Source organism: Pectinatus frisingensis (assembly GCF_014076555.1).
GTDB classification, from domain to species: Bacteria; Bacillota; Negativicutes; order Selenomonadales; family Selenomonadaceae; genus Pectinatus; species Pectinatus frisingensis.
In genome coordinates this window covers 1,541,212-1,565,571 of record NZ_CP045424.1, presented here as the reverse complement: position 1 = coordinate 1,565,571, position 24,360 = coordinate 1,541,212, and the positions used below count along the sequence as shown (strand labels likewise).

General features: G+C 36.2%; 22 protein-coding genes. 13 read left to right on the top strand and 9 right to left on the bottom strand.

The features are described 5' to 3' along the window. Positions 1-177: 177 nt before the first annotated feature. Positions 178-438: a glycine zipper domain-containing protein gene (locus tag F8M42_RS07400; protein WP_182185650.1), complete on the top strand. Its 261-nt coding sequence runs from the start codon at positions 178-180 to the stop codon at positions 436-438. A gap of 239 nt (positions 439-677) precedes the next feature. On the opposite strand, the gene F8M42_RS07395 is transcribed toward F8M42_RS07400, so the two are convergent. Continuing rightward, complete coding sequence (locus tag F8M42_RS07395; RefSeq protein WP_229711295.1) at positions 678-1,658, bottom strand: alpha/beta hydrolase; 981 nt, start codon at positions 1,656-1,658, stop codon at positions 678-680. Positions 1,659-1,891: 233 nt separating this feature from the next. After that, a complete protein-coding gene (locus tag F8M42_RS07390; RefSeq protein WP_182185648.1) occupies positions 1,892-2,722 on the bottom strand; it encodes an alpha/beta fold hydrolase in 831 nt (276 codons plus the stop codon). Between the two features lie 379 nt (positions 2,723-3,101). Between F8M42_RS07390 and F8M42_RS13780 the strand changes: the two genes are divergently transcribed. The 6 genes from F8M42_RS13780 to F8M42_RS07360 all read left to right on the top strand — a co-directional run bounded on the left by F8M42_RS13780 (position 3,102) and on the right by F8M42_RS07360 (position 6,905). Next, positions 3,102-3,890: an alpha-galactosidase gene (locus F8M42_RS13780; protein WP_326832808.1), complete on the top strand. Its 789-nt coding sequence runs from the start codon at positions 3,102-3,104 to the stop codon at positions 3,888-3,890. A gap of 495 nt (positions 3,891-4,385) precedes the next feature. Continuing rightward, on the top strand, positions 4,386-4,841 hold the full coding sequence (locus tag F8M42_RS07380; protein WP_182185646.1) for a CBS domain-containing protein: 456 nt from the start codon (positions 4,386-4,388) through the stop codon (positions 4,839-4,841). Between the two features lie 129 nt (positions 4,842-4,970). Beyond that, a complete protein-coding gene (locus F8M42_RS07375) occupies positions 4,971-5,366 on the top strand; it encodes a bacteriohemerythrin (RefSeq protein WP_182185645.1) in 396 nt (131 codons plus the stop codon). A 208-nt stretch (positions 5,367-5,574) separates the two neighbouring features. Continuing rightward, positions 5,575-5,907, top strand: coding sequence for a YbaB/EbfC family nucleoid-associated protein (locus F8M42_RS07370; RefSeq protein WP_182185643.1), 333 nt, complete (start codon positions 5,575-5,577; stop codon positions 5,905-5,907). Beyond that, a complete protein-coding gene (gene recR, locus F8M42_RS07365; RefSeq protein ID WP_182185641.1) occupies positions 5,907-6,503 on the top strand; it encodes a recombination mediator RecR in 597 nt (198 codons plus the stop codon). The genes F8M42_RS07370 and recR overlap by 1 nt, the downstream gene beginning before the upstream one ends. Before the next feature lie 135 nt (positions 6,504-6,638). Next, entirely contained in the window at positions 6,639-6,905 is a 267-nt protein-coding gene (locus tag F8M42_RS07360) for a pro-sigmaK processing inhibitor BofA family protein (protein WP_182185639.1), read from the top strand. Positions 6,906-7,035: 130 nt separating this feature from the next. On the opposite strand, the gene F8M42_RS07355 is transcribed toward F8M42_RS07360, so the two are convergent. From F8M42_RS07355 to F8M42_RS07330, 6 genes are all read right to left on the bottom strand, one after another. Then, entirely contained in the window at positions 7,036-7,815 is a 780-nt protein-coding gene (locus F8M42_RS07355; protein ID WP_182185637.1) for a class I SAM-dependent methyltransferase, read from the bottom strand. A 24-nt stretch (positions 7,816-7,839) separates the two neighbouring features. Further along, a complete protein-coding gene (gene mutL, locus F8M42_RS07350) occupies positions 7,840-9,723 on the bottom strand; it encodes a DNA mismatch repair endonuclease MutL (protein WP_182185635.1) in 1,884 nt (627 codons plus the stop codon). Further along, positions 9,720-12,332, bottom strand: a complete 2,613-nt coding sequence (gene mutS, locus F8M42_RS07345) for a DNA mismatch repair protein MutS (RefSeq protein ID WP_229711294.1) — start codon at positions 12,330-12,332, stop codon at positions 9,720-9,722. Before mutS ends, mutL begins: the two co-directional genes overlap by 4 nt. Then, positions 12,322-13,650, bottom strand: a complete 1,329-nt coding sequence (miaB, locus tag F8M42_RS07340) for a tRNA (N6-isopentenyl adenosine(37)-C2)-methylthiotransferase MiaB (protein ID WP_229711293.1) — start codon at positions 13,648-13,650, stop codon at positions 12,322-12,324. Before miaB ends, mutS begins: the two co-directional genes overlap by 11 nt. Before the next feature lie 475 nt (positions 13,651-14,125). Beyond that, the gene (locus F8M42_RS07335) at positions 14,126-14,860 is read right to left on the bottom strand and encodes a hypothetical protein (RefSeq protein WP_182185631.1); all 735 of its coding nucleotides are present in this window, start codon (positions 14,858-14,860) and stop codon (positions 14,126-14,128) included. A 19-nt stretch (positions 14,861-14,879) separates the two neighbouring features. Continuing rightward, on the bottom strand, positions 14,880-15,983 hold the full coding sequence (locus F8M42_RS07330) for a M48 family metallopeptidase (protein WP_182185629.1): 1,104 nt from the start codon (positions 15,981-15,983) through the stop codon (positions 14,880-14,882). Positions 15,984-16,248: 265 nt separating this feature from the next. On the opposite strand from F8M42_RS07330, the gene F8M42_RS07325 reads away from it, so the two are divergent. The 6 genes from F8M42_RS07325 (at position 16,249) to F8M42_RS07300 (ending at position 22,667) form a co-directional block, all read left to right on the top strand. After that, positions 16,249-19,176 carry an insulinase family protein gene (locus tag F8M42_RS07325; protein WP_182185627.1) on the top strand — a complete coding sequence of 976 codons (2,928 nt, stop codon included), beginning with the start codon at positions 16,249-16,251 and terminating at the stop codon, positions 19,174-19,176. Positions 19,177-19,200: 24 nt separating this feature from the next. Further along, positions 19,201-20,085, top strand: a complete 885-nt coding sequence (dapA, locus tag F8M42_RS07320; protein ID WP_182185626.1) for a 4-hydroxy-tetrahydrodipicolinate synthase — start codon at positions 19,201-19,203, stop codon at positions 20,083-20,085. Between the two features lie 207 nt (positions 20,086-20,292). Continuing rightward, positions 20,293-20,547: a CopG family transcriptional regulator gene (locus F8M42_RS07315; protein ID WP_182185624.1), complete on the top strand. Its 255-nt coding sequence runs from the start codon at positions 20,293-20,295 to the stop codon at positions 20,545-20,547. Next, positions 20,525-20,902 (top strand): type II toxin-antitoxin system PemK/MazF family toxin, encoded by a 378-nt coding sequence (locus tag F8M42_RS07310; protein WP_182185622.1) that lies wholly within the window; start codon positions 20,525-20,527, stop codon positions 20,900-20,902. The genes F8M42_RS07315 and F8M42_RS07310 overlap by 23 nt, the downstream gene beginning before the upstream one ends. Positions 20,903-21,028: 126 nt before the next feature. Then, positions 21,029-22,066, top strand: coding sequence for an N-acetylmuramoyl-L-alanine amidase family protein (locus F8M42_RS07305; protein WP_229711292.1), 1,038 nt, complete (start codon positions 21,029-21,031; stop codon positions 22,064-22,066). Between the two features lie 16 nt (positions 22,067-22,082). Then, on the top strand, positions 22,083-22,667 hold the full coding sequence (locus F8M42_RS07300; protein WP_182185620.1) for a GerMN domain-containing protein: 585 nt from the start codon (positions 22,083-22,085) through the stop codon (positions 22,665-22,667). A gap of 25 nt (positions 22,668-22,692) precedes the next feature. Here the strand turns inward: F8M42_RS07300 and F8M42_RS07295 are convergent, their stop codons facing one another. After that, complete coding sequence (locus F8M42_RS07295; RefSeq protein ID WP_182185618.1) at positions 22,693-24,216, bottom strand: helix-turn-helix domain-containing protein; 1,524 nt, start codon at positions 24,214-24,216, stop codon at positions 22,693-22,695. Between the last annotated feature and the right edge of the window lie 144 nt (positions 24,217-24,360).

Genomic DNA, 24,360 nt, shown 5'->3' with positions numbered 1-24,360 from the left:
TTTTAGCGGATACAGCTGCTATACGGTTTGAAAATATATTTAGTGATTTTCAGTTTATCAATTAGACTTGAAGTCTTTATGATTGAAAAAGTTTAGTTTGCCAATTATGATATGAAGTGCTACACTAAAAAATAAATCCACCTGATATACTTGAATTTGCATAAGGATGTGATAAAAATGAAATTGAATAAAATTCTGTCACTTACATTTTCTTGTTTGTTTGTGTTGGGAACACTTGGAATAAGTACAACCAATGCTTCTGCTTTTGAAGGAAGTTCAACAGCACCCACTTACAGCAAAACAACTACCGGGGCTATAGCCGGCGGCATAGCTGGTGCGCTCATCGGACATAACAGCAAAAAAGGACATACTGCACATGCTATCGCTGATGCAGCCATCGGGGCTGTCGTTGGAGGAGCTATAGCACATAATACCTAACATAATACCTAAAATTTGATTATAGTCATGATATCGGGTGGGAAATAAGTTTATTTTAAAAGGGCTGTCGCATGTAAACATTTTCTTTATAATACGCAGTGTTTCATTTTCTCTGTCCATTTTTAAAAGGATGGGGAGCCTCATAGTGATGGTAAACCGTATTTTATGAAGTCAATGTCATTTGTGCTACAACCTTATTTTTATGCAATTATTGTATAAAAGGTATTTTAATGATGAAACTATTTGTCTGCGGCAGGTATGCTGAAAATAAATTTTTCTATAGCAGGGAGTAATGGTTTGCTTAATGGAAGATCAGGAATGCCGTAAGATTTGATATTTGATTTTGGATCATCAGGTACAGTTTTTAGAATATGATTCATATTTTTTATTATTACCATTTTTGCTGCAGGGGCAGCATTTTGCAATGCCTTTGCATCATCAACCTGTACTTGTAAATCGTGCGTTCCTTGGATTAAGAGCACTGGTATTTTTAATTTACCTACTTCTTTGGCCGGATCGTAACGTAGTTCAGATATCAAATATGGCTGGACACTGGGACGAAAAAGCGGTTGCAGAGCAGAATTGATAGGTTTGACGGTTTTCCCCTGTTCTAACTGTGCCAGAATTTTACTGCTTTCGTCATAGTATTGAGGAGCTCGTTGTGATATCTGCCATAATAATATTTTTGATAATGGGAAACCGGGACCTTCCAGAGAAATAAATCCTGCTGCATTTGCTTGTCTGGCGGATATTGCACCAATAAGAGATCCTTCGCTGTGTCCGATAACAATGACTTTAGAAAAACGGCCGTCTGACTGTAAAGCTTTTATCCATGCATCAGCATCGTCAATATAGTTTTCAATAGTCAGTTGCTGCTCGGACAGATCAAAATTATTTTCACCGATTCCCCGTTTGTCATAACGCAGTGATGCGATACCGGCTTGGGCCAGTCCATCAGACAGCATTTTTAAACAATTGTTTTTTCCGGCATACGGATTGTTACCATTCTTGTCTGTGGGACCTGATCCGGCAATGATCAGTGCCACGGGGGGAGGGGAAACCGTAGACGGCATTTCCAAAGTACCTGTCAGGCTGCCTGACGAAACTGGCAGCTGCAGTGGCATTTCTTCTATAGAAGTGGCAGAGCATATGCTGGCAGCTGAGGCTGAAGACATAAAAAATAATATGATTATAATCAAATTCAAATTATGCTTTAACAAAATATCTGCTCCCTTATAAATAGTAGAATTCGGATAATATGATGGTTTCGACAATAATTATACATTGCAATTATAGCGGTAGTAAATGGTTGTGATGATAAATATTTTAATAATAGTTGATTTTTGTTAAACAGGGTAACATTATCATTAGTATCAAAAATATAAAATAATAAGCAGGAAAATATTAACTCCTGCTTATTATTAAATAATTAATATATTGCCTATCAGTTACGTTACTGTCCAGCCAATTTAGCAACGGACTGATCAAACTTTTCTGGCTGCTCATAAAAAAGCATATGTCCGGCATTATGAAATCCGATAAAAGTTCCCTGCGGAATACAGGAGGCAATATACTGACCTTGCTTATATCCGTTTAAATAAATTCCGATTTCACCTGAAAAAACAGTAACAGGAATAGAAATATTTGGGAGAACCGAAGTGTAGTCACTCATCAGATAATCAGAATAGGCGGCCATTCCAATTGCTGTTGGGGTTTTTAACATTTCTGCAGTGATCCACTCCATGTCGGCAGAAGCTACTTGTCCATCCTTAAACATTTTATGTACGAATGTTTCTATATATTGGCGGGGATTTTTTTGATATGCCAAAAAACTCATATTCATGGCGTCGGCATTATAATTTCTAAGAGCATGTCCATTCCAATCTTCAGGGCTGAAGGGATAAGGAGTCATGTCAACGAGCCCCAATCCCTTTAGACGGTGTTCAAAACTATAGTGCTTCCAATATGAAAGGACAGTCGGTCCACCCAACGACCATCCAATTAAGGTTAAATCATGTAAATCCAAATATTCAATTAATTCTTGCACATCATTGGCATATTGATCAACTGTATGCCCGCTGAGAGTTTTGGAAGAATTGCCGTGTCCCCGTAAGTCCATTGCTATGACACGAAAGTTTTTAGCCAGATTGTTTATATTGCGCTGCCAGAATTTAGAAGAACAAAGCCAGCCATGCAGAAAAAAAATAGGATGTCCATTTCCAATATCTTCATAGTATATTTTGGCCCCATCTTTGGTGGTAAAATAATGACTTTGTCTGTTCATGATGTTATACCTCCTATCACTCAGTAACAAATATTCTGAGTGTTACTAATGTAAAAAATGCGGAAAAAGTATCTATTGGATTCTTATCCTGGCCTCAGTGTACACTTAAAAAAATGTTATGTCAATTAACATAACATTGTCTATATAAATAGTTTTGATTTATGTTTTTACTGAATTAAATTTAAAAAATTATTAAAGTGTTCAACGTTTTTTTAGATATAGTAACAAATGAAAGATCAGATATTTACTTTTTGCTCTGTATAACTTATATTTTTATTTGAGTAAACGTTTACTCACTATATTAAAGCAATATTTAAAAAATTCCTTAATAATGTATTTTACATGATAATTTTTATTGTAAAAATGGATGGGAGTGTGTATGTTGGCGATTATAGTAGAGGAAAAAAGTAAAACTTTTCATTTACAAATGGATAATAGTAGTTATATATTTCAAGTAATGGAAAATGGTGAATTGGAACAATTGTATTATGGGAAAAAAGTACATGCCCGTTCGCAATATCCTAATTTGATTATTCGCGAACAAAAAACAGCGACAGTCGCGTGGCGACAGGATAGACCAGATATTCAGCCCGATGTGTTAAAACAGGAGTATAGTAGTTTTGGCAAGGGTGATTTTAGGTATCCTGCATACCAATTAATTATGAAAGATGGCAGTCGTATTTCAGAATTTGTTTATAATAGCTATGAAAAATTTAATGGGAAAAAACGTTTGCCGGATTTGCCGTCAACTTTTGATGATGTTAGTGATGATTCGGAAACTCTTTTTACAGCAATTAGTAAAATTATTGAAGAAACAAAATTAGACTATGTTAAATGGGATATGAATCGTCATATTACTGAAATGTTCAGTATTGAATTATCGGCTGAAACACAATTAGAAATGCCGCATCGCTATATTTTAGGGGTGTACAGGCTCTATGAACGATTGACTAAAGCTTATCCCAAGATCCTTTTTGAATCATGTTCGTCAGGGGGAGGTAGGTTTGATTTGGGAATGATGTATTATGCTCCACAAGCTTGGACCAGTTATGGTGACGAACTAATGAATGCCGGTTTGTTTATCCATCAATTGACAAAGTTACGTAAAGATATAAAAGTATCAAATGATTTTCAAGCGATATTATTTGTACTTGAGGCGGTAAATTAAAAATTCGCTAAAACTTCTAAAATAAATTTTGGTCACACATCAATTTATAGTAATATCAGTCTTTCAAAGAATATTTACTGCTCAATATCGTTTTACTGAATAAATCCTTAAGCATTGTTGAAATGGCATTGGTTATTTTTATGTTTTGTTCTTTAATGAATTATCTGATTTGCGCCTTTGTTAATGGGCCTATGTTTTCAATCTCAATATCTTCATTTTATAGGTTTTTCCTAAAAACATAAACTGTTTTATACTACCTTATAACTCATTGTTTTCTTTCTATTGCAAGTGGGTATATTGTATGAATTTACGAGATAAGCTGCGGATATCGCACACAAAATGCTTATATGACAATAAACCGGTCGTCGACAGCTAGTTTGCCGTAATTATTATCTTGAATTGCCGATTGTCTTTAGTATAGAATTGAAGAGTAATAAGCTTATGAGAAAATTATGAAAATAATATTTAGGATTGACGCTGGAAGGTGGCAAGGTAATGAAAATAACTTTTTTCTTAACTCCTAAGGATAAGGTAGTATATCTTAATGCAACATCAACAATAAGACAGGCAATGGAAAAAATGAAGTATCATCGCTATACTGCAATTCCATTAATAGATGATGCAGGAAAGTATGCCGGTACACTTACGGAGGGCGATTTATTATGGGCACTGACTGATAAAGGTAATATTAATAGTAAAAATTTGGAACATATAAATCTGCAAATGATTAATAAACATATTAATAATAAAGTAGTTCATATAGATGCTGAAATTGAAGATTTGCTTGTTTTGACAATGAACCAAAATTTTGTTCCGGTGATTGACGATCGAAATATATTTATAGGTATAATAAGACGGCGGGAAATCATCGGTTATTTTGCTCAGCAATATTATTATAGTAATAATATTGCTTCACAAATAAAACAAATAACTCCTGCAATTGCAAATTAAAAAATATGCTTATTTAATAGGATTTTCTTTATTAATGGAGAATAAGTCAATAGTAATTAAGTTAAAAATAGTTTAATTTTGCATAATTACTATTGAATATTAATTTTTATTTGTCAAGGGGGTAATCGTATGTCTTACATTGACTGGGATCAAAGTTATTCTGTTGGAGTTGCGAAATTTGATGCTGAACATAAGAAATTGCTCAGGATGATAAATCAATTACATGATGCCATTGAGGCGGGGCGTGGTGATGAAATGATAGCGCCGCTTCTTGATGGATTGGTTGACTATGTCAACACGCATTTTTCCCATGAGGAAGAGTTAATGAAAAAATACAATTATTCTAAATACGCATGGCATAAGAAAATACATGATGATTTTGTTGACAAAGTAAAAAGGGATATTAAGCTGCATGAAAGACATTTATTGTCACCTATACAGCTGCTCAACACTTTAAGAAATTGGCTGCTTAATCATATTTGCCATGATGATAAACAATATAGTGATTTTTTTGCCGATAAATAAGTATATAGCCAATTTCATACCGATTTGTAACTTCCGGTTATTATGCTGCATATTATGAGGTATACTTGCAAGTATTTCACTGATATTATATACTTATTAAATGTATAATATTGAAAGTGGTGCAAGCTGAATAATATACATATTAATTGTCAGGCTAGATTTTTGTCCTGATGAAGGAAGTTAATTAAATTCACAGGAGGCATAATTAATGTTCAATCCTATGGGTGGCGGCAATATGGCCGGCATGATGAAAAAAGTACAGAAACTGCAGCAGCAAATGGCTAAGATGCAGGATGACTTAAAGAAACAAACAGTTGAAGTTTCCAGCGGTGGCGGTGTAATAAAAGTTGTCATGAATGGTGAAAAGCAGGTAGAATCATTAATAATAGATCCGGCGGCGGTGGACCCACAGGATGTGGAAATGCTGCAAGATCTGATCTCGGCGGCAATAAATGAATCTATTAAAAAAGTTGATGACATGATGGCTTCGGAAATGGGCAAACTTACCAATGGACTTAATATACCACCAGGGATGTTTTAATGCCGTATATTGAACCCTTGGCCAAATTAATTGAGCATTTGCGCGCGCTGCCGGGAATAGGTTCCAAGACGGCAGCGCGTCTTGCTTATCACATTCTTGATATGGAACCATCACAGGCTAAGGCGTTGGCTCAATCAATAATAGAAGCAAAAGAAAAGATTGGTTTTTGTAATACCTGTTTTAATCTAAGTGATGTAAATCCGTGCAGCATTTGTTCTTCACCCAGCCGGGATCATTCAATTATCTGTGTGGTTGAACAGCCACGTGATGTGGCGGCTATGGAACGCATGCGTGATTATAAGGGGGTTTATCATGTGCTGCATGGTGCACTATCTCCGCTTGATGGAATTGGACCGGATAATATAAGAATAAAGGAACTTTTAGTACGTCTGCAGACAACCTCGGTAAGAGAGTTGATTATGGCTACTAATCCCAACGTTGAGGGTGAAGCGACGGCAATGTATATTGCAAAATTGGTAAAACCAGCCGGAATAAAAGTTACTCGTATAGCGCATGGTTTGCCTGTCGGTGGTGATTTAGAATATGCTGATGAAATTACATTGGCCAAGGCGTTGGAAAATCGCCGTGAAATCTGATTAATATAGTTTTATTTATGCTGTATAACTAAAATTCAATTGAATTTATTATTCAGGTTCGAAAGCTGGAGATGCAGTGTAATTTTTTCTATTGCAATGACAAGTGTAATAATAAAATTTTGTAAAGGATCAAATATGTTAGATTTTACTTTAATTGCAGCATTTTTTATTGGATTGTTAATTTTGTGTTTGGTGACCAAAATTTTATCATTACCAGTGAGACTGTTGTGTAAAATGATTTATAATAGTATTATTGGTGCCATATGTCTTTGGGGTGTCAATATACTTTTGGGAATCCTGGGTTTGGCAGCGATCCCAATAAAGTTTGTTACAGCTTTAATTGCTGGTATCTTTGGTATTCCTGGTGTTTTGTTGGTAACGGTATATTATTTATTGAAATGATTTTGGTCAATCAATATTAAAGTTATTTCAGTAGAACTAATTGTAAAATAAAAGCAGCTATTATCGTGTGAGACGATTTTAGCTGCTTTTTAGCATGTGATTATTCAAATGTTTGTTGATTTGCTTTATATTATTCAATCTTGATGATACCATAATGCACTGAACTGTAGCGGCTTCCTATACGCTCTTTAAATCCCAGCCGGAGAAATTCGTGACTCTTGCTGTTTTCTTTTAATACCACTCGATGTCGGGCAATACGGCAGGCTTCATGAATGCTTTTTGATGTTACTGGTGCAGTGTCGGCAAGACAGCGCAATGGCTGTAGGTTCGTACTGTTCATTAAAGGATGGCGAAACATTGGATCAAAGTATACTATATCTATACTTTTATTAGGCAGTTTTTTCAGATAGTCAATATGATTGAGATTGGCAGGTTTGATTAACCGGGCTGCTTCATTTATATTCGGAATATTTGAAGAAAAATTCTGCAGACCATCAGTAATTACCGCATACAAAAGAGAACTGCTCTCAAGGCCTATCACAGGGGTTTTGCAAATGAAAGCACTGACTAGTGCGTCTGATGCAAATCCAAGGGTACAGTCAAGCACTGACATTCCCCTTCGCAGATCCATAGCTGTGATCATATTATCAGGTTTATTTTCCAATAGTTTTTTAATGCGCAATTGAGCCATATTAGGATGAAAAAAAATTGTGCCGTTCGGTGTATCAATGTATAGTCCGGTTTTTTTCACTAATAAGGCAACAGCGTAAGTTTGTTCGGCCTTTAGCTGCTGCAATGATTTGTCGGAACGAAAAATAAAGGGAACATTATGCTGTGCAGCCAATAGCTCGGCTTTCTTTATACATGATGCGTTGGTATTTCGTCCGGTAGTTATAAAAAATTTGTCCATTTTTCCCTATAGTATTACATTAATTTATGGTATTCGTTTGAACATTTTTGCTAAATCATGGTGTTCAAATTTAATTATAGTCGGTCGGCCATGTGGACAGGTATATGGCAATTTAGTATTGGCCAATTCGTCTAAAATAATTTTCATTTGTTGAATGGTCAATTTATCACCGGCTTTTATTGCTGCCCTGCAAGCTGCTGTAGCCAGACAGGCATGCCGTATTTCCTGCGGTGTGGGCGTATGCATCTCTTCTAATGATGCTAAAATATCTCTGATAGTATTTTCGGCAGCATCCTGCGGTATATCGGCAGGCAGCTCACAAAGACGAAACTGCTGCGGACCAGCGGCTTCTATACGAAATCCCAGATTATAGAGGGTTTCTTGGTTATTTTCCAATAAATCATATTCAGCGGGTGATAAATTAAGTATCAAATGAATTAAAAGCTGCTGTGATACGATTCGATCTTTAGCCAAGCCAAATTTGTCATATAATATTCTTTCGTGTGCCGCATGCTGGTCGATGATATACATACCATCTTCACCTTGGGCGATGATATAGCATAAGTCGATTTGTCCCAGAGGCATCAGATTGCCCGCGGCAATAGATTCTGCCGACTGAGGGTCGTCGAGAATATTGGAATCATTCATGTTTTGTGTTAAGATAGCAGTATTTTTGATGGCATATATTTTTTCTCTGGCTATATCGAAATCGGCTGTATTTTCTCTCAGGATCGGTTGATCTATACCATTGACAGGAGAATAGTTATGACTTTGCTGTGGAACAGATGCTTTAGCTGTAAATGTTGTCATTGGAGCCGAAGCTATTTTTTTAGGAATAAGCAGGCTGTTTTCTTCATAATGGGGTTTTATATAGTCTGCCGGTGCGGCAAATGATCCTAATGAATTATCATTATCTGTTTTATCAGGACGCACAGCATCAAGTACTGACTTATATACGGCTTTAAATAGTAAGCTATCTTCGGCAAATTTCATTTCAATTTTTTGTGGATGAACATTTATATCAACACTATTCTTTGGAACGGTAATATTTAACACTGCCAGTGGATAACCGGATTTAGGCAATAGGGAATGATATGCGTTATCGATGGAACGACTGATCATGCTGTTGGAAATTATTCTGCCGTTAACAATAAAAGTCTGCCAGGCACGACTGCTTCTAATTACAGCAGGTTTAGTAATAAAACCATTTATGGTTATTGTCTCATCATTGAGCGTGAGTGGCAAAAGTTCTTGTCCTACGGTTCGACCGTAAACACTTTGAATGGCATCACGCAGTGAGCCATTCCCCGGTGTGGTTATAGTAAGTTTATTATTATTAATCAGTTTTACAGCTATTTGGGGATTGGAGAAAGCCAATTTTATTACAAAATCATTGATTTTGTTAGATTCGGTATTATTGGTTTTAAGAAATTTTTTTCTGGCAGGTGTATTAAAGAAAAGATCCTCCACTTTGATTGTGGTACCGATATTACAACCTGCCGCACCAATGTCTTCAAGATGACCTCCCGTTATTTTCACACTGGTTCCCAGCTCATCCTGCGGTTGCCGTGTTAGAATAGAAAAGCGTGATACGGCTGCAATGGATGGTAAAGCTTCGCCGCGAAATCCCAATGTGGAAATATGCTGCAAATCATCGACAGCTGTTATCTTGCTTGTTGCATGACGCAGTATAGCTATTTGTACATCATCTCTGTTCATGCCATGTCCATTATCGCTGATACGGATAAAACTAGTACCGCCGGCCATTGTTTCTACTTCAATTTTAGTGGCTCCGGCGTCGATGGAATTTTCCATAAGTTCCTTAACAACAGATGAAGGACGTTCGACTACTTCACCGGCGGCTATTTTATTTATTGTATTTTCATCGAGTACATGAACTTTGTTCATAATTTTCCCGCCTCCTGCCGGGCCTGTTGTTGTAATTTATATAGAGTGTTTATTGCTTCCAATGGCGTCATAGTCATGACATCAAGCTTTAGCAGTTCAGCCGGCAGCATTGCAGTGAACAATGTATCCATTGCCGGTGCTGAGATCGATTTATCAGTATCGGTTTTAACCGCAGAAGTTTTAGCCGGTTCATTATTTTCTAAATCAGTCAGTATTTTTTCAGCACGGTCTGTTACTGGCTTTGGCAAGCCGGCAAGCCTGGCTACATGGATACCATATGATTTATCAGCGCTTCCACTGATAATGCGGCGCAGGAATACAACTTTACTTCCTTTTTCTTTGACGGCAACGCAACAATTTTTAATATGTTGATTATCAGCCAAATCGGTGAGTTCATGATAATGGGTAGCAAACAAAGTTTTAGCACTGATTTTATCACGAATGTATTCAATTACCGCTCGGGCAATGCTCATACCATCGAAAGTACTTGTACCACGACCTATTTCATCGAGAATGATCAAACTATTTTTAGTGGCATATTTTAGTATGTGTGCTACTTCATTCATTTCAACCATAAAAGTACTCTGTCCACTGGCAAGATCATCACTGGCTCCTATCCGGGTAAATATTCTGTCAACTGGGGAGATTATTGCCTCGCGCGCCGGAATAAAACTGCCTGCTTGGGCCATAAGTGTCAAAAGAGCGCTTTGACGCATATATGTTGATTTCCCAGCCATATTGGGTCCGGTTATGATCAGAATTTCATTTTCCTGATTATCAAGTACTGTATCATTGGGTACAAATATTTCCCGGGTGAGAATGCGTTCGATAAGCGGATGACGGCCGTCACGAATAATTATATTACCATCATTGCTTATTGCCGGTCGAATGTAATTATATTCAGATGCAGCCTCTGCGTAAGCGGTGATGACATCAAGTGTTGCAATATTACGTGCTGTTACTTGAATGCTGGGAATATATTTTTTTACTTCCTCCCGTACCTGTGTGAATAATTGATATTCTATCTGAAGAATTTTTTCTTTGGCCCCTAATATTTTAGTTTCAAATTCTTTTAAATCAGGTGTTATATATCGTTCAGTGTTTACTAATGTCTGTTTGCGAATATAATTGAGCGGAACTTGATCAATATTGCTTTTGCGTATTTCAATAAAATAACCAAATACTTTATTGTAACCGACTTTCAGTGATTTTATACCGGTTATCTGGCGTTGTTGTTCTTCCATCTGCTGCAAGAGTGACTGGCTGTCGGATGCCAACCGTCGATATTCATCAAGTTCTTCGTTGAAACCGTCCTTTATTATACCACCGTCCCTGAGTAATAACCCTGGGTTTTCAGCAATTGATTTTTCTAATAAATCAGCAAGTCTTGTATAAACACTTATGTTTGCAGAAACATTTTGTAATAACTGTGTTTTTATGTTGCTTAAACTGGTCTTTATTTGTGGCAGAGCATACAAAGAGTTTTTTAATGCCAGCATGTCACGGGCATTGGCTGTACCAACTTCTACTCTGGTTAAGAGACGTTCAAAATCGTATACATTTTTCAATAGTTCCCGTAATTGTGTACGACGGGAAAAGTCGTTGACCAGTTCTTGAACAGCGTCAAGCCGCTGTTCAATTTTATAGCGGTCCAGTAAAGGATACTCCAGCCATTTGGCCAGTTTGCGACTGCCCATAGCCGTAGATGTGAAATCAAGAACGGAAAATAGAGTTCCTTTTTTACTGCCGTCATGCAGGTTATGGGTTATTTCTAAATTACGTAATGTATATGTGTCAATGATCAGACTGGAGGAAGTGTCAATATATGTCAGACGATTTAAATGACTTAAATCAGTTTTTACCGTTTCATGCAGATAGTCAAGTAATGTTGCAATGGCGGCTTGAGCATTTTTATTTGACGGTCGGTTGGCTGCGTCAAAATGTTCAGTGATACGATCACTGATATTTTCTGAAACAGAGGTCATTTTAGTAATGACACATTTAGGAATTCGCAAATTTAAAAATTCCTGCAGAATACTCTCATAGGGAAATTGTCCTACAAGCAGCAGCTCTGCCATCATCAGACGGTAAAGTTCATCGCACAGTAGTTGACACCGGTCAGCTCCCTCGTATATTCCATAGAAACATTCACCGGTTGAAATATCGGCACCGGTTAAAACTAATTGTCCATCATGTTCGTAAATAAGGGATATATAATTATTTTGAACACCGGGTAAAGCTGATTCATTCATCACAGTACCAGGCGTTACGATTTTGATTATTTCTCTTTTGGTAAGACCTTTAGCTTTGGGGTCACCAATCTGTTCACAGATGGCTACTTTGTATCCCTTGTTTATCAAGCGGTTTATGTAGTTTTCAGCTGCATGATAGGGAATGCCGCACATCGGCATTTTACTTCGGGAAGTGAGTGTCAGTTCCAACTCTTTCGAAGCAGTTTTGGCATCATCATTAAACATTTCATAAAAATCACCCAGACGAAAGAATAAAATAGAGTCACCGGATTGTTCTTTCATGGCATAATACTGCTGCATCATTGGGGTTATTTCTGTCGGTACGGCAGTTTTAAGATCTGCATCATTATTTGGCATATTGTGCATCACCTTTTAGCACCCAGGTTTGTGGATGAGTAATTTTTATAGTTACGATATCACCGGGTTTTTCATTGCCTGATTTTTTCCACAAAATAATTTTATTATTCGATGTACGACCGGTATATACCTGCACGTCAGTCCGGCTGGGACCTTCTACCATAACATCAACGGTTTTTCCCAAAAATGTTTTATTAATGTCAAGGCTGATGGAATTTTGTAAATCCATTAATTGCTTTAAACGTTTCTTTTTTATATTTTCCGGTACTTGTTCAGCCATTGCGGCTGCCGGGGTACCTGACCGTTGAGAATACAAAAAAGTATAGGCGGCATCATAGCGGATTTCCCGAAGAAAGTTAAGCATTGACATAAAGTCTTCATCTGTTTCACCAGGGAATCCTACTATGATATCTGTGGTCAAACTACAGCCAGGAACAGCAGAGCGGACTTTCTTTATAAGAGTCTTATATTCTGTTGTGGTATAGCCGCGATTCATTGCTTTAAGAATGCGGTCACTACCATGCTGGACGGGTAAATGGAAATGTGTGCATATATGACGGCCGTTTTTTATTACATTGATAACTTCATCGTTAAGATCACGTGGATGTGAAGTCATGTAGCGAATACGTTCAATGCCGGTGATTTTATCTAATTCGTATAATAGTTTGGCAAAATTCGTATCCGGCAGGTCTTTGCCATAAGAGTTGACATTTTGTCCCAGCAGGGTTATTTCCCTGACACCATTTTTGGCGTAATTTGTTACTTCAGTAAGGATGGATTGTAAAGATCTGCTGTGTTCTCTGCCGCGGACATAAGGAACAATACAATAAGTACAGAAGTTATTACAGCCGTACATAATTGGTACCCATACTGAAAAATTGTTGTTGCTTGGTGGCAAAACTTCCTGAGGTACACCACCGTCAGCCGGTGCAAGGTCAGTCAAGTGATGCCCAGAGTGTTTTATTTCATTGATTACATTATTTAGTTCGTGTATTTTATTGGTACCGAGGACAAAGTCAATATGCGGTGCCCTGTGGAATAATTGTTCACCATTTTTTTGCGCCATGCAGCCGACAACACCGAAAATTAAAGATGGGTTTTGTTGTTTCAGGTGCTTTATTTCGCCGATCTTACCATAAATTTTATTTTCAGCGCTTTCCCGTACACAGCAGGTATTTATTAAAATTATTGCGGCATCCGTCAACGAATCAACAGCTTTATAACCAATGCTCTCAAGCTGCATACTCATGCGGGCCGAATCGCTTTCGTTCATTTGACATCCATAAGTTAAGATCTTGTATGTGTCATTATATTTCATTAAAAATGCTCCCATAAAAACTATTTATAAATCGTCGTCATTAATTATTATAGCCCAAATATTATATAATGTGCAATATTTTAAAAAGCGGTAAATATTGTATAATAAAAATAAATAAGCTAGGAATATGATATGGATACACATGAACTTTTAATAAAAGTAAAAAAGGTAAATTATCGATAAAAGATGCTGAACAAATATTATATTGTCAGTCTTTTAAAAAATTGTTATACCACTAAATCGAACACTTTTAGAAAGCTGTGTTCTGGTTTTGCTGATAATGATAAACTCATGTGCAAGTGGATGTGACGAGTGACGGTAGACAATATTGATGATGAATACAGTGCAGGATATCTGGTGGTACAAATGAACCTGTCCATAATTATGCAATTTTATAGTGGTTAATGCCGGTTTTTTAACTGTAAAGTAAAGAGCTGGGAAAATGAGAGAAATCATTTTAGCCCAACTCTTTATTTTACGATTCAACGGCTCTGGTAACATTAGCAAAGTAATCATCAAAATTTTGTGGGTACCAATAATGTCCTGCTATATATGGCAAAATATATTTTGCCAACGTATCGGATGCTTTAGCTAAATCATTACCGGAATGTTTTACATCATTATTAATAAGGCCCTTTTGACAAGTGACAGAAAAACTTGTCATTTCATCGGATGGCTTGGCGTTTTCGTAGCCGCTGATCAGTTCATCGGCCAGTGCGGCTGATAATTTTTCCGGTGAAGAGAGGTTTTCCTGCTCTTTTCGCGCGGTGAGATTTTTTACAGCTGTATCGACAATGGCACTGTAATTTACTTTGCTGATGTTTACGGTAGCAGTAGCGGTATCGCCGGTTATTTTTACATCACTTATTTTGATAATACGTTTTTTATTCATGTCCAGTTCAGCAGCTGCCAGTTGGTTAAGCTTTTCGTCTGACAAAGTATTTTTAAATTCATTTTTAAAGTAATCTTTATTTATTTGTAAGTTATTATCCTGCCATTGTTTTATAGTTGCCGGGCTGCCAAGACCTACTTTAGAAGCATCTGTGAAATCATTTTGTAAAGTTATTTGTGTGAAGATTTTTAAGGAATCATCAACACTGGTGTTTAACAGGGAAAGTCCCCGCATAGAATAAATAGCAATTAGGCCGCAGATAACAATTATAGCAGTGGATAATGCGGCGATTAATACTTTACGTTTCTTGTTAAGCAATTTTTAACCTCACATTCATTTATTTTATCATATTTAATTTATTTACCAGAAATTGTGGATCTCCATCATTTACTGTCGGGATAAAAATGTCCTGATTGCCCAAATAGAGATAATTATTTGAACCTATATATGCTTGAGGTATGGTAGTGTTATTGTGATAGACAGCAGCCAATGCACCACCAATCAGAAAAGCCCGTTCATCACCACTCATTATTTCAGTATTGGCGGCATGTAAAAATTCTTTACCATTGATTTTAACTATACCATCTTTTACCGTGACATGATTATTGCTGTACTGAGTGATTTTTTGGGAATAGTTGTCACGTCGGTCAGCTTCCTTAGGATGGTCCGAAGGAGAAAATATTTCGCCAACAAAATTGGATCGGTCTTTTCCCATTTTTTCAATAAATCGCTGCCATACGGCGGCACCTGCACCCGGATTATAACCGGCACCGACCGCATAATCATAACCAATATTATCTGCCTGCCATTCTTGTGGTTTGGTAATAATATTGGCATCAGCCTGTTTGGCAAGTACATCTATACCTATGATTTCCAGGCTGCTGCCTGCCTGTGATCCCCAAACACTGGCAATGATATTTATCGGCAATGATTTTTTTATTCCTTTTTTTACATGTTCCTGCTGTCCATGTGCCATTTCATGCCCAACAACAAAAGCAATTTCGTCTTCATTGTTATTTAATAAGTCAAACAAACCAGAATTGACGCTTAAATTATGTCCTAATGAACAGAATGCGTTAAAAGATTTATCGGGATTGACAAAGTAATTATAGGGCTTTTCTCTTATTTTCGGATCGTTTTGCGCTATTGATGATGATAAACGTGCCATGATATCATCTAATATTGCATTTTTAGTGGGATCAGCATCAACACCATATTGTTCCTTCATTTTGTTGAAATATTCACCGCGACCGTCATTATCACAATAGTTAACGGAGGAATCGAGTCTGGCATAATAAGCTGCTACACCTATTAAACTGCCTCCTAAGTTATCAAGGCTGAATGCAGCCGCATTTGGTATTATTAAAAAAGTGGACAAAGTAAATGCCGCAGCACATGCTGCACACAGCATTACAGCTTTATATGGGTGCTTCCTTGTCATGGTTATTCTCCCTATACTAAATGTTATTGCTTACATTTATCCTATTCATAGTTATATTTTTAATGCTTTTATTATACAACCCTATAATTTTCAGTTCAACATATTTTGTTTTATGCTAAAATAGCTGTAATACAAAAATGGTTTTGACCTATCTGCAAAATTTTTCTCTTTATAGAATATGAATTTTCTGATATAATTCAAGCATATAATTATTTAACTCACTGTTTAATTTGTTGAAATTAGTATTATATAGAGGAGTAATAACTTGGAACTTGAAAATAATAAGATATATCACGGTTTTAAATTAAACCGTATAACCCCGATAGGGGAACTGGATAGTATAGCATATCAATTTGTTCATGAAAAAAGTGGGGCACGTCTTTTATATCTGTCCAATGATGATGACAATAAGGTGTTTTCAATAACTTTCCGTACTACGCCGACTGATGACACCGGTGTGGCTCATATAATTGAACATTCAACATTATGCGGCTCAAGAAAATTTCCTATAAAGGAACCTTTCGTGGAATTATTAAAGGGATCTTTGAATACTTTTCTAAATGCCATGACTTTTCCTGATAAAACAATGTATCCGGTTGCCAGTCAAAATGATAAAGATTTTCAAAATCTCATTGATGTTTATCTTGATGCTGTTTTTTATCCTTTGATGACACAAGTACCGGAGATCCTTATGCAAGAGGGGTGGCATTATGAAATCAATGATGTTGATGCTCCCCTTAAATACAGCGGTGTTGTGTACAATGAAATGAAAGGGGCCTTATCTTCACCGGAAGAATTATTGGAAAGGAAACTTTTAAATAATATGTTCCCTGATAATACCTATGCCTTTGAATCAGGCGGTGATCCGGTGAGTATTCCGACTCTCACACAAAAAGATTTTATTGATTTTCATAAAAAATATTATCATCCTGCCAATAGTTATATTTACTTGTACGGGAAAATGGATATATTGCAAAAACTGCAGTTTTTCAATGATGCCTATCTTAGTAATTTTACCAGAATTGATATTGTATCACATATAGATAAACAGCAGCCTTTTGCAGCTGAAAAAAAATTGTGTGATGTTTATCCCGTTTCTTCAAACGAGGATAAAAAGAACAAAACTTTTCTTAGTTATAATTTTAGTCATGGAACATCAGTCGATGCAACCGAATGTTTTGCATTGGATTTATTGGATTATGTATTATTTAAATCACAATCGGCACCGCTACGAAATGCTCTTATAAAAGCCGGTATTGGCGCAGATGTCTCATCATCTTTTGATTACGGGCTTATGCAGCCTTGGTGGAATGTCACTGTGACTGGTGCGGAACCGGAGAATATAGATAAGTTTCAGAAGATATTTGTTGATACGATCAATGATATTATAGATAATGGCATTGATAAAACATTATTGCAGGCAGCTTTTAATATAACTGAATTTAAATTGCGTGAAGCAGATTTTGGACAAGCACCGAAGGGACTCATTTATAATATCCAGTTGATGAAAAGCTGGCTATATGACGGTGATCCAATAATCTATTTGCAGTATGAAAATCTCTTGGCCGATATGAAGGCCAATATATCTACCGATTACTTTGAAAAATTATTAAAAAGAGTTATTATTGATAATCCCCATAAATTACTCTTCACTTTTATCCCTGATGATAAAATAGCAGCGGCAGCCGAGCAAAAGACAGTAACTGATATGGCGGTTAAAAAGGCAGCAATGTCCTCACAGGAAATTACGAAAATAATTGCTGACACAAAAAAACTAAAGATGCGTCAACAGACACCTGATTCACCAGAAGCATTATTGACAATACCTATGCTGAGTTTAAATGATATTAATAAACAGGCAAGGAAGTTTATTATTGAACATGACAATATTGCCGATGTAAAAATATTGAAGCATAACATAAATACTAATGGTATAGCATATGTTGATTTTTATTTTGATGCTTCTGTAATACCAGTTGATAAATTACCTCAGGCATTTTTATTAGTTGATATTCTGCGTAATGTTGCTACTGCAAAATATTCTTATGAAGAATTGGCTAACGCTGTAAATCTTAACACCGGCGGTATAACTTTTGATTTATCAGCATACAGTCGTAAAGGTGAACCGGATTCGCTTCTGCCTAAACTTACTGTTAAAAGTAAGGCACTTGTCAATAAACTGCCGGAATTATTTGAGTTGCTGTATCAAATTATCTTTACCAGCAAATTTAGCGATAAAAAACGTTTAAAAGAATTGATAATACAATCAAAGACTAATATGGAGCTGGAGATGCTTAATTCAGCCCAGCAGATCGTTGCTTCAAGGCTTTCTTCTTATTTTACACCATCGGGTGCGTATAATGAACAAGGCGGATTGGCTTTTTATGGCTTTATCAAAAATTTGTCAGACCATTTTGATGAAAAATATGAAGAAATATGTGCTGACTTTACAGAAATACTGAAACGTGTTTTTACTCGCAGCAACTTGTTAGTCAGTGTAACGATGAGGGATACACAATACAATATATTTGAAAGTAAATTTACTGAATTTGTAAGTAATCTGGATACCGCTGAGTATCCGGCTGAGACGTTTCCCTTTAAGATAAACAAACGTAACGAGGGGTTTCAATCTTCCAGTTTAGTACAGTATGTGGGCTGTGGTGCCAATTTTGTCAGGAAAGGTTATGCATATAACGGTTCATTATTGGTATTATCTACTATATTGCGCTGTACTTATTTCTGGAATAGAATACGGGTACTAGGCGGAGCGTATGGTGCGTTTGTTAAATTTGGTTCCGATGGTGATTTATATTTTGGATCATATCGCGATCCTAACCTTACCGAGACATTGCAGGTTTATAAAGATATGGTCAAATTTTTAAAGGAATTTAATGTCAGCAAGCGTGAAATGACCAAATATATAATTGGGACAATAAGTACCTTAGATACACCACTTACACCTGCCGGTAAGGCAAGAGCTGCGGATGTTGCTTATATCCGTAATATTTGCGATGCTGATATTCAAAATGTGCGAAATGAAGTTTTGGGAATTAAACAGGCGGATATACAGAATTTGGCAGAATTAATTAATGATTGCCTGACTGATAGTGCTATTTGCGTGGTGGGCAATGAAGCCAAATTAGCAAAGCATAAAGATATATTTAAATCTTTAAGTAATATTTTTGAGGCCTGAAATTAAATATCAGAGGTGTTTTGTATGAAAAAGCTAATATTCAAGGGTGCGGCTGTTGCTATTGCTACTCCATTTACAACAACGGGGATTAATTATCCTGAATTAAAAAAAATGCTCGAATTTCAGATTGCCAATCATACCGATGCTGTGGTCATTGCCGGAACTTCTGGTGAAGCCTCGACCATGAGTGATGAGGAACATAAGGAAATTATAAAATTTACAGTAGATGAAGTACATGGACGTATACCGGTTATTGCCGGCACAGGTTCAAATGATACTGCATATGCGGTACAATTATCGCGTTTTGCTGAGGAAGCTGGGGCTGATGCCATTTTATCAGTGACGCCTTATTACAATAAGTGTACACAAAAAGGATTAGTAAAACATTTTACTCAGATTGCCGATAGTATAAATATTCCGGTTATTTTATATAATGTTCCTTCGCGCACTGGTGTAAACATAAAACCAGAGACCTATGCACAGCTTGCTAAACATCCCCGTATTGTCGCTGTGAAAGAAGCCAATGGTGATATTTCAGCTGTATTAAAAACAAGGGCACTTTGCGGTGATGAACTCAATATCTATTCAGGTAATGATGATCAGATTATCCCAATTCTTTCGTTAGGGGGCAAAGGGGTAATTTCTGTGCTTTCCAATATTGCACCTAACATTACGCATGATATGTGTCAGTTATATTTTGCCGGAGATGTTACCGGAGCTGCTCAGCTGCAGATTGACTGGGCAAGGCTTATTACGGCATTATTTAGTGAAGTTAATCCTATTCCGGTGAAAACAGCATTAAAAATAATGGGTTATAACATGGGAAATCTACGTATGCCGCTGACTGATATGGAATCGGCAAACTACGATTGTCTTAAAGTACTTATGAGTGAGCATCATCTTATTTGACAGATTGAGAATAAATTTTAAATACAGCATAAAATCAAACTCATTTTATTTGTGGTATGTTTGATTTTATGCTGTATTTTAATTTGTAGTGTTGTTTCCGGGGTATCGGGTAATATTTTTCCAGCAGAGAAAATTGACAATTTGAAGTAAAAATTCTATACTATTTATTATTGTATCCTGTTATATTGCTGTATGGAGGGGATTTTATTGTCCGTATGCAAACGTGTGGTAATCGATTTGCCTGGTGATTTAGCGGGCGAGTTGGAAAAATTGGCTAAAACTGAACAAACCAGTCATGAAGAACTGTTATGCAGGGCAGCACAAGCGTATGTCGTGTATTGCAAACATAGAAATGTTATGGGAAAATTATGTGAACAGATGAAGAAAGGCTATGAGGAAATGGGGTCAATAAATATAACATTAGCGGAAGAAGGTCTATATGGAGGAACATCAAAAAAATAGTCGCAGTGGAATAAAACGCGGAGATATTTTCTATGCGAATCTCAGTCCGGTGATTGGTTCGGAGCAGGGCGGATCGCGTCCCGTGTTGATATTGCAAAATAATATTGGCAATAAATATAGTCCTACTATTATTGTTGCGGCTATAACTGCACAAATAACTAAGGGGAAGCTTCCCACACATGTCGAGTTAAAGGCAAATAAGTGTAAATTAGAACGCGATTCTGTCGTTTTATTGGAACAATTGCGAACAATAGATAAAAAAAGGCTCGGCAATAAAATTACTACATTGGATAAACACATAATGAAGAGTGTAGATGAAGCAATAAAACTAAGTGTAGGTTTATTGCAACTTTAAAACTGCACACTGTTAAGTATTAGTTACATACAGACATATAAATCTGATTATTAGAGCAATTAGAGAATTTCGCAACAGTGAATATTAAACATGGAATAACAAGATTAAAAGAAAGTGAGATTGGCTTTGTCAAAAAAAATAATTTTTTTATTTTTGTCTTTGATGTTTCTCGTGCAGGCAGTTTGTTCAGCTTCGGTACCTACAGTAAGAGATTTTCGTTATAGTATCTTAAAAGCATCAGCTGATGAAAATTATCTGCATATGGAAATAAAATTAGACAGTGTAAATCAAAAGTATAATTTGCAAGTTAATCCTGATAATAATAAGCAGCTTTTATTAACAATTTTTAATACCAGGTTGAAAAATGATAATTTAAAACAAATTGATTTAGATGGTACCATTGCTCAGCAAATAAGTTTTCAACAAAAGGGTAATGATATCCAGGCTGTTATTTCGCTGCCGTATAATGCAGGATTGGCGGATTATAAAAGTCATTTGCTTTCACAAGAGCGGCATTTATCAGGTTCGGTCTTGACAATAGATGTCAAGAAAATGCCTAATAAACCTAATAATATGTCGTTATCGGCTGTAGCCGGACATACAATTGTACTTGACCCTGGTCATGGTGGCAGTGATTCAGGTGCTGTGGGGCCTGATGGAATAATGGAAAAAACAATTACTCTGGCTGTTGCACAAAAAGTTTATAATATACTGGTTAGTAATGGTGCTGCGGTAGTTATGACCCGTACGACGGATAAAGATGTGTATGCACCAAATGATAGCGCGGCCGAAGAGCTGCAGGCGCGGGTAAATGTGGCGGAGTTTTTGAAGAACACAGATATTTTTATCAGTATACATGCTAATTCTTTTACTAATCCAACTGCGAATGGAACAGAAACTTTTTATTATGGACCATCGTATCAAGGGCAGCAGCTGGCTTCGTTTGTTCAGTCAGAAATGATACAAGCTAATGGCTTGGCTGATCGTGGTACATCAGAAGCCAATTTTTATGTTTTGAAACATACTTCGATGCCTTCTATTCTTATAGAATTGGCTTTTATTTCCAATTACAATGAAGAATCTTTATTAAACAGCGATACATTCCAAACACTAATGGCTCAGGCAATTTGCCGGGGAATTAATAAATATTTTCAGGCGGAATGAATAGGGGGCAACTGATTTGAATCAATTAAGGGCAGTTTTAGCAGCATTGTTAGTTATAGGGTTATTAATAACGGCTGGATGTGGTACTGGTCAGGAAAATTCACAAAGTGAACAACAAAACAATCAAATAACAGCTAACGGGCTGGCTGATACAAAAAGTAAATCATCTGCTAGCGGCCAGCAACTAAAAAAAGTTAAATTGATTATTTATTTTCCTAATGAAAACGGTGAAAAATTACTTGCTGCTGACAGAACAGTGAATTTGGCAGGAACCGATAAATACAGTGCGGCAGTAAATGAACTGCTGCAAGGACCCAAAAAGGGTGAAGGCACTAATGTTATTCCTAAAAACACACAATTATTAAATACGGGTATTGATAATGCAGGTATTGTCACTGTTAATTTTAATAATGCTTTTGTAAAAAATTTTACCGGCGGTTCAACTGGTGAACTTATGTTGATTGGTTCCATAGTTGATACATTGACTAATTTTCAAGAGGTAAAAGCGGTTCGATTCTATGTCGAAGGTAAGCCATTGGATGCACTGAGCGGACACATGGACTTGACGGCTCCGGTTACAAGAATAAAAAATATTTTATGATGGCTGATTAACACCGGATATACAATTATTTTGATTGTATATCCGGTGTATTTTTTTCCCAAATCCGGTGCAATAAGGCACTATTTTTTTTGTATGTTTTTTCAATATCCTCTGCAGAAAATATATGACAATTGGCTTTGCTGTTCAAACTGCGGAAAAAATGATTAAATTTGTCAATTAATAGTGGTGATTTGATCATATAAATTGTCTTATCTTTTTTTTGCAGAAAACTACGATTCTTTTTGAGATAAGCGGTACTGTTATTGCTGTAATAAGATAGTTTGGCATAATCCTGATCATTTTGCGGGCGTGATGCAGTCAATACATGAATGATTATATTAGGATTTTTTTTCATGGATTTTATCAATTGCTGCAGCTGCAGTTCACGTTCTTCAGGGGAAGTTACATAATCGATTTCACCATAAGTGAGTGATCCTGTTTCTATATAATTTACAATATTTGCCTCAGGCATAAAAAAATCTATATGGGCTTCATCAAATTGTTCCTCCCATGTTATTTGCACGTTTTTTATTGTTTCTTGCAAATCGGAAGAATAGCGATAATTGGCAGAAGAACGCAGTAGACGGTTAAATGCCTGCGGTGGCAGGAAAAACTCAAATCCCTTGGCACAAAATAGCAGAAGCTGGCTGTTGAGATAAAAAAAGGAACGAAAACGAATTAATTCTATATCACTTTTAGGCTCTAATACATAATTGCTGCGATTGAATTTGTCACGGGTACGTTCAAAAATGTCTTTTATTATTTTTTTATCGGTTATATAAGTGCATATGTCAATAGAATCATCGGAATGTATTGAGTATTGCATAGCAAAATAATCTTTTAACAATATTATATTTGAATTAGTATAATCCTTATTGTCGTAAACATGAAAATTTATTTGCAAGTGTTTATTTAATAATTCATAGAATGAATCAATAAAGTCATCAGATTTTTGTTGAAGTTTGTTTAAATTACAGCCGATATGTATGTCGATATCAGTAGTAGAAAATTGGCAATGAGCAAGAAAATCAGCCATGCTGTTATTATGTAATGCCATAGTGACGTCACCGGTCACGTATATGACAATTTTTCCCTTTATGCTGCTTAGCAAAGGAGCCAATTCATTATTGAAGAACTTTTTCACATTAGTTCTGCCAATAATAGTTTGGGCAGACAGATTGGCAGATTCTCTGCAGAGTTTATTGCTGGGGTCACTCGGACTGCTTTGGTAATAAGCATTATTTAGAAAATTTTCTAATTCATCAAGTAAACGTATTTTCATATCCTCTGCAGATAATGTTGTCTCTATTGATATATTGAATTCGTTGAAAAAGGGATAAGCACGATTTTGCCGCATCAATTCTTTTGCAATAAATGATGCGATAAGTTGATTAATGCGGTTAACATGCTTAGGTGATGGTTGATTGTTGCCGTTGCACCATTTACTGATATAGGAAACATCATAGCTTATAAAATCAGCCAGACTGCTTATTTTGATACCGGAAAACTTGATTAAATGTTTTAATGCCATTGAAAAATTATTTACCATAGCAAAAACTACCTCCGAAATATATAAGATATCTTACACTTATATAAACATTATATAACATAACCTAAAATTATTCACGCAGCCAAGGAATTTGATTTATTTTAAAAATGTCTTAGAATTGGTTTTATTTATAATATGGTTCTA

Coding starts and splice junctions, on each gene's coding strand:
- F8M42_RS07400 (WP_182185650.1), top strand. CDS start 178: ATGAAATTGAATAAAATTCTGTCACTTACATTTTCTTGTTTGTTTGTG.
- F8M42_RS07390 (WP_182185648.1), bottom strand. CDS start 2,722: ATGAACAGACAAAGTCATTATTTTACCACCAAAGATGGGGCCAAAATA.
- F8M42_RS13780 (WP_326832808.1), top strand. CDS start 3,102: ATGTTGGCGATTATAGTAGAGGAAAAAAGTAAAACTTTTCATTTACAA.
- F8M42_RS07380 (WP_182185646.1), top strand. CDS start 4,386: ATGAAAATAACTTTTTTCTTAACTCCTAAGGATAAGGTAGTATATCTT.
- F8M42_RS07375 (WP_182185645.1), top strand. CDS start 4,971: ATGTCTTACATTGACTGGGATCAAAGTTATTCTGTTGGAGTTGCGAAA.
- F8M42_RS07370 (WP_182185643.1), top strand. CDS start 5,575: ATGTTCAATCCTATGGGTGGCGGCAATATGGCCGGCATGATGAAAAAA.
- recR (WP_182185641.1), top strand. CDS start 5,907: ATGCCGTATATTGAACCCTTGGCCAAATTAATTGAGCATTTGCGCGCG.
- F8M42_RS07360 (WP_182185639.1), top strand. CDS start 6,639: ATGTTAGATTTTACTTTAATTGCAGCATTTTTTATTGGATTGTTAATT.
- F8M42_RS07355 (WP_182185637.1), bottom strand. CDS start 7,815: ATGGACAAATTTTTTATAACTACCGGACGAAATACCAACGCATCATGT.
- mutL (WP_182185635.1), bottom strand. CDS start 9,723: ATGAACAAAGTTCATGTACTCGATGAAAATACAATAAATAAAATAGCC.
- mutS (WP_229711294.1), bottom strand. CDS start 12,332: ATGCCAAATAATGATGCAGATCTTAAAACTGCCGTACCGACAGAAATA.
- miaB (WP_229711293.1), bottom strand. CDS start 13,650: ATGAAATATAATGACACATACAAGATCTTAACTTATGGATGTCAAATG.
- F8M42_RS07330 (WP_182185629.1), bottom strand. CDS start 15,983: ATGACAAGGAAGCACCCATATAAAGCTGTAATGCTGTGTGCAGCATGT.
- dapA (WP_182185626.1), top strand. CDS start 19,201: ATGAAAAAGCTAATATTCAAGGGTGCGGCTGTTGCTATTGCTACTCCA.
- F8M42_RS07310 (WP_182185622.1), top strand. CDS start 20,525: ATGGAGGAACATCAAAAAAATAGTCGCAGTGGAATAAAACGCGGAGAT.
- F8M42_RS07295 (WP_182185618.1), bottom strand. CDS start 24,216: ATGGTAAATAATTTTTCAATGGCATTAAAACATTTAATCAAGTTTTCC.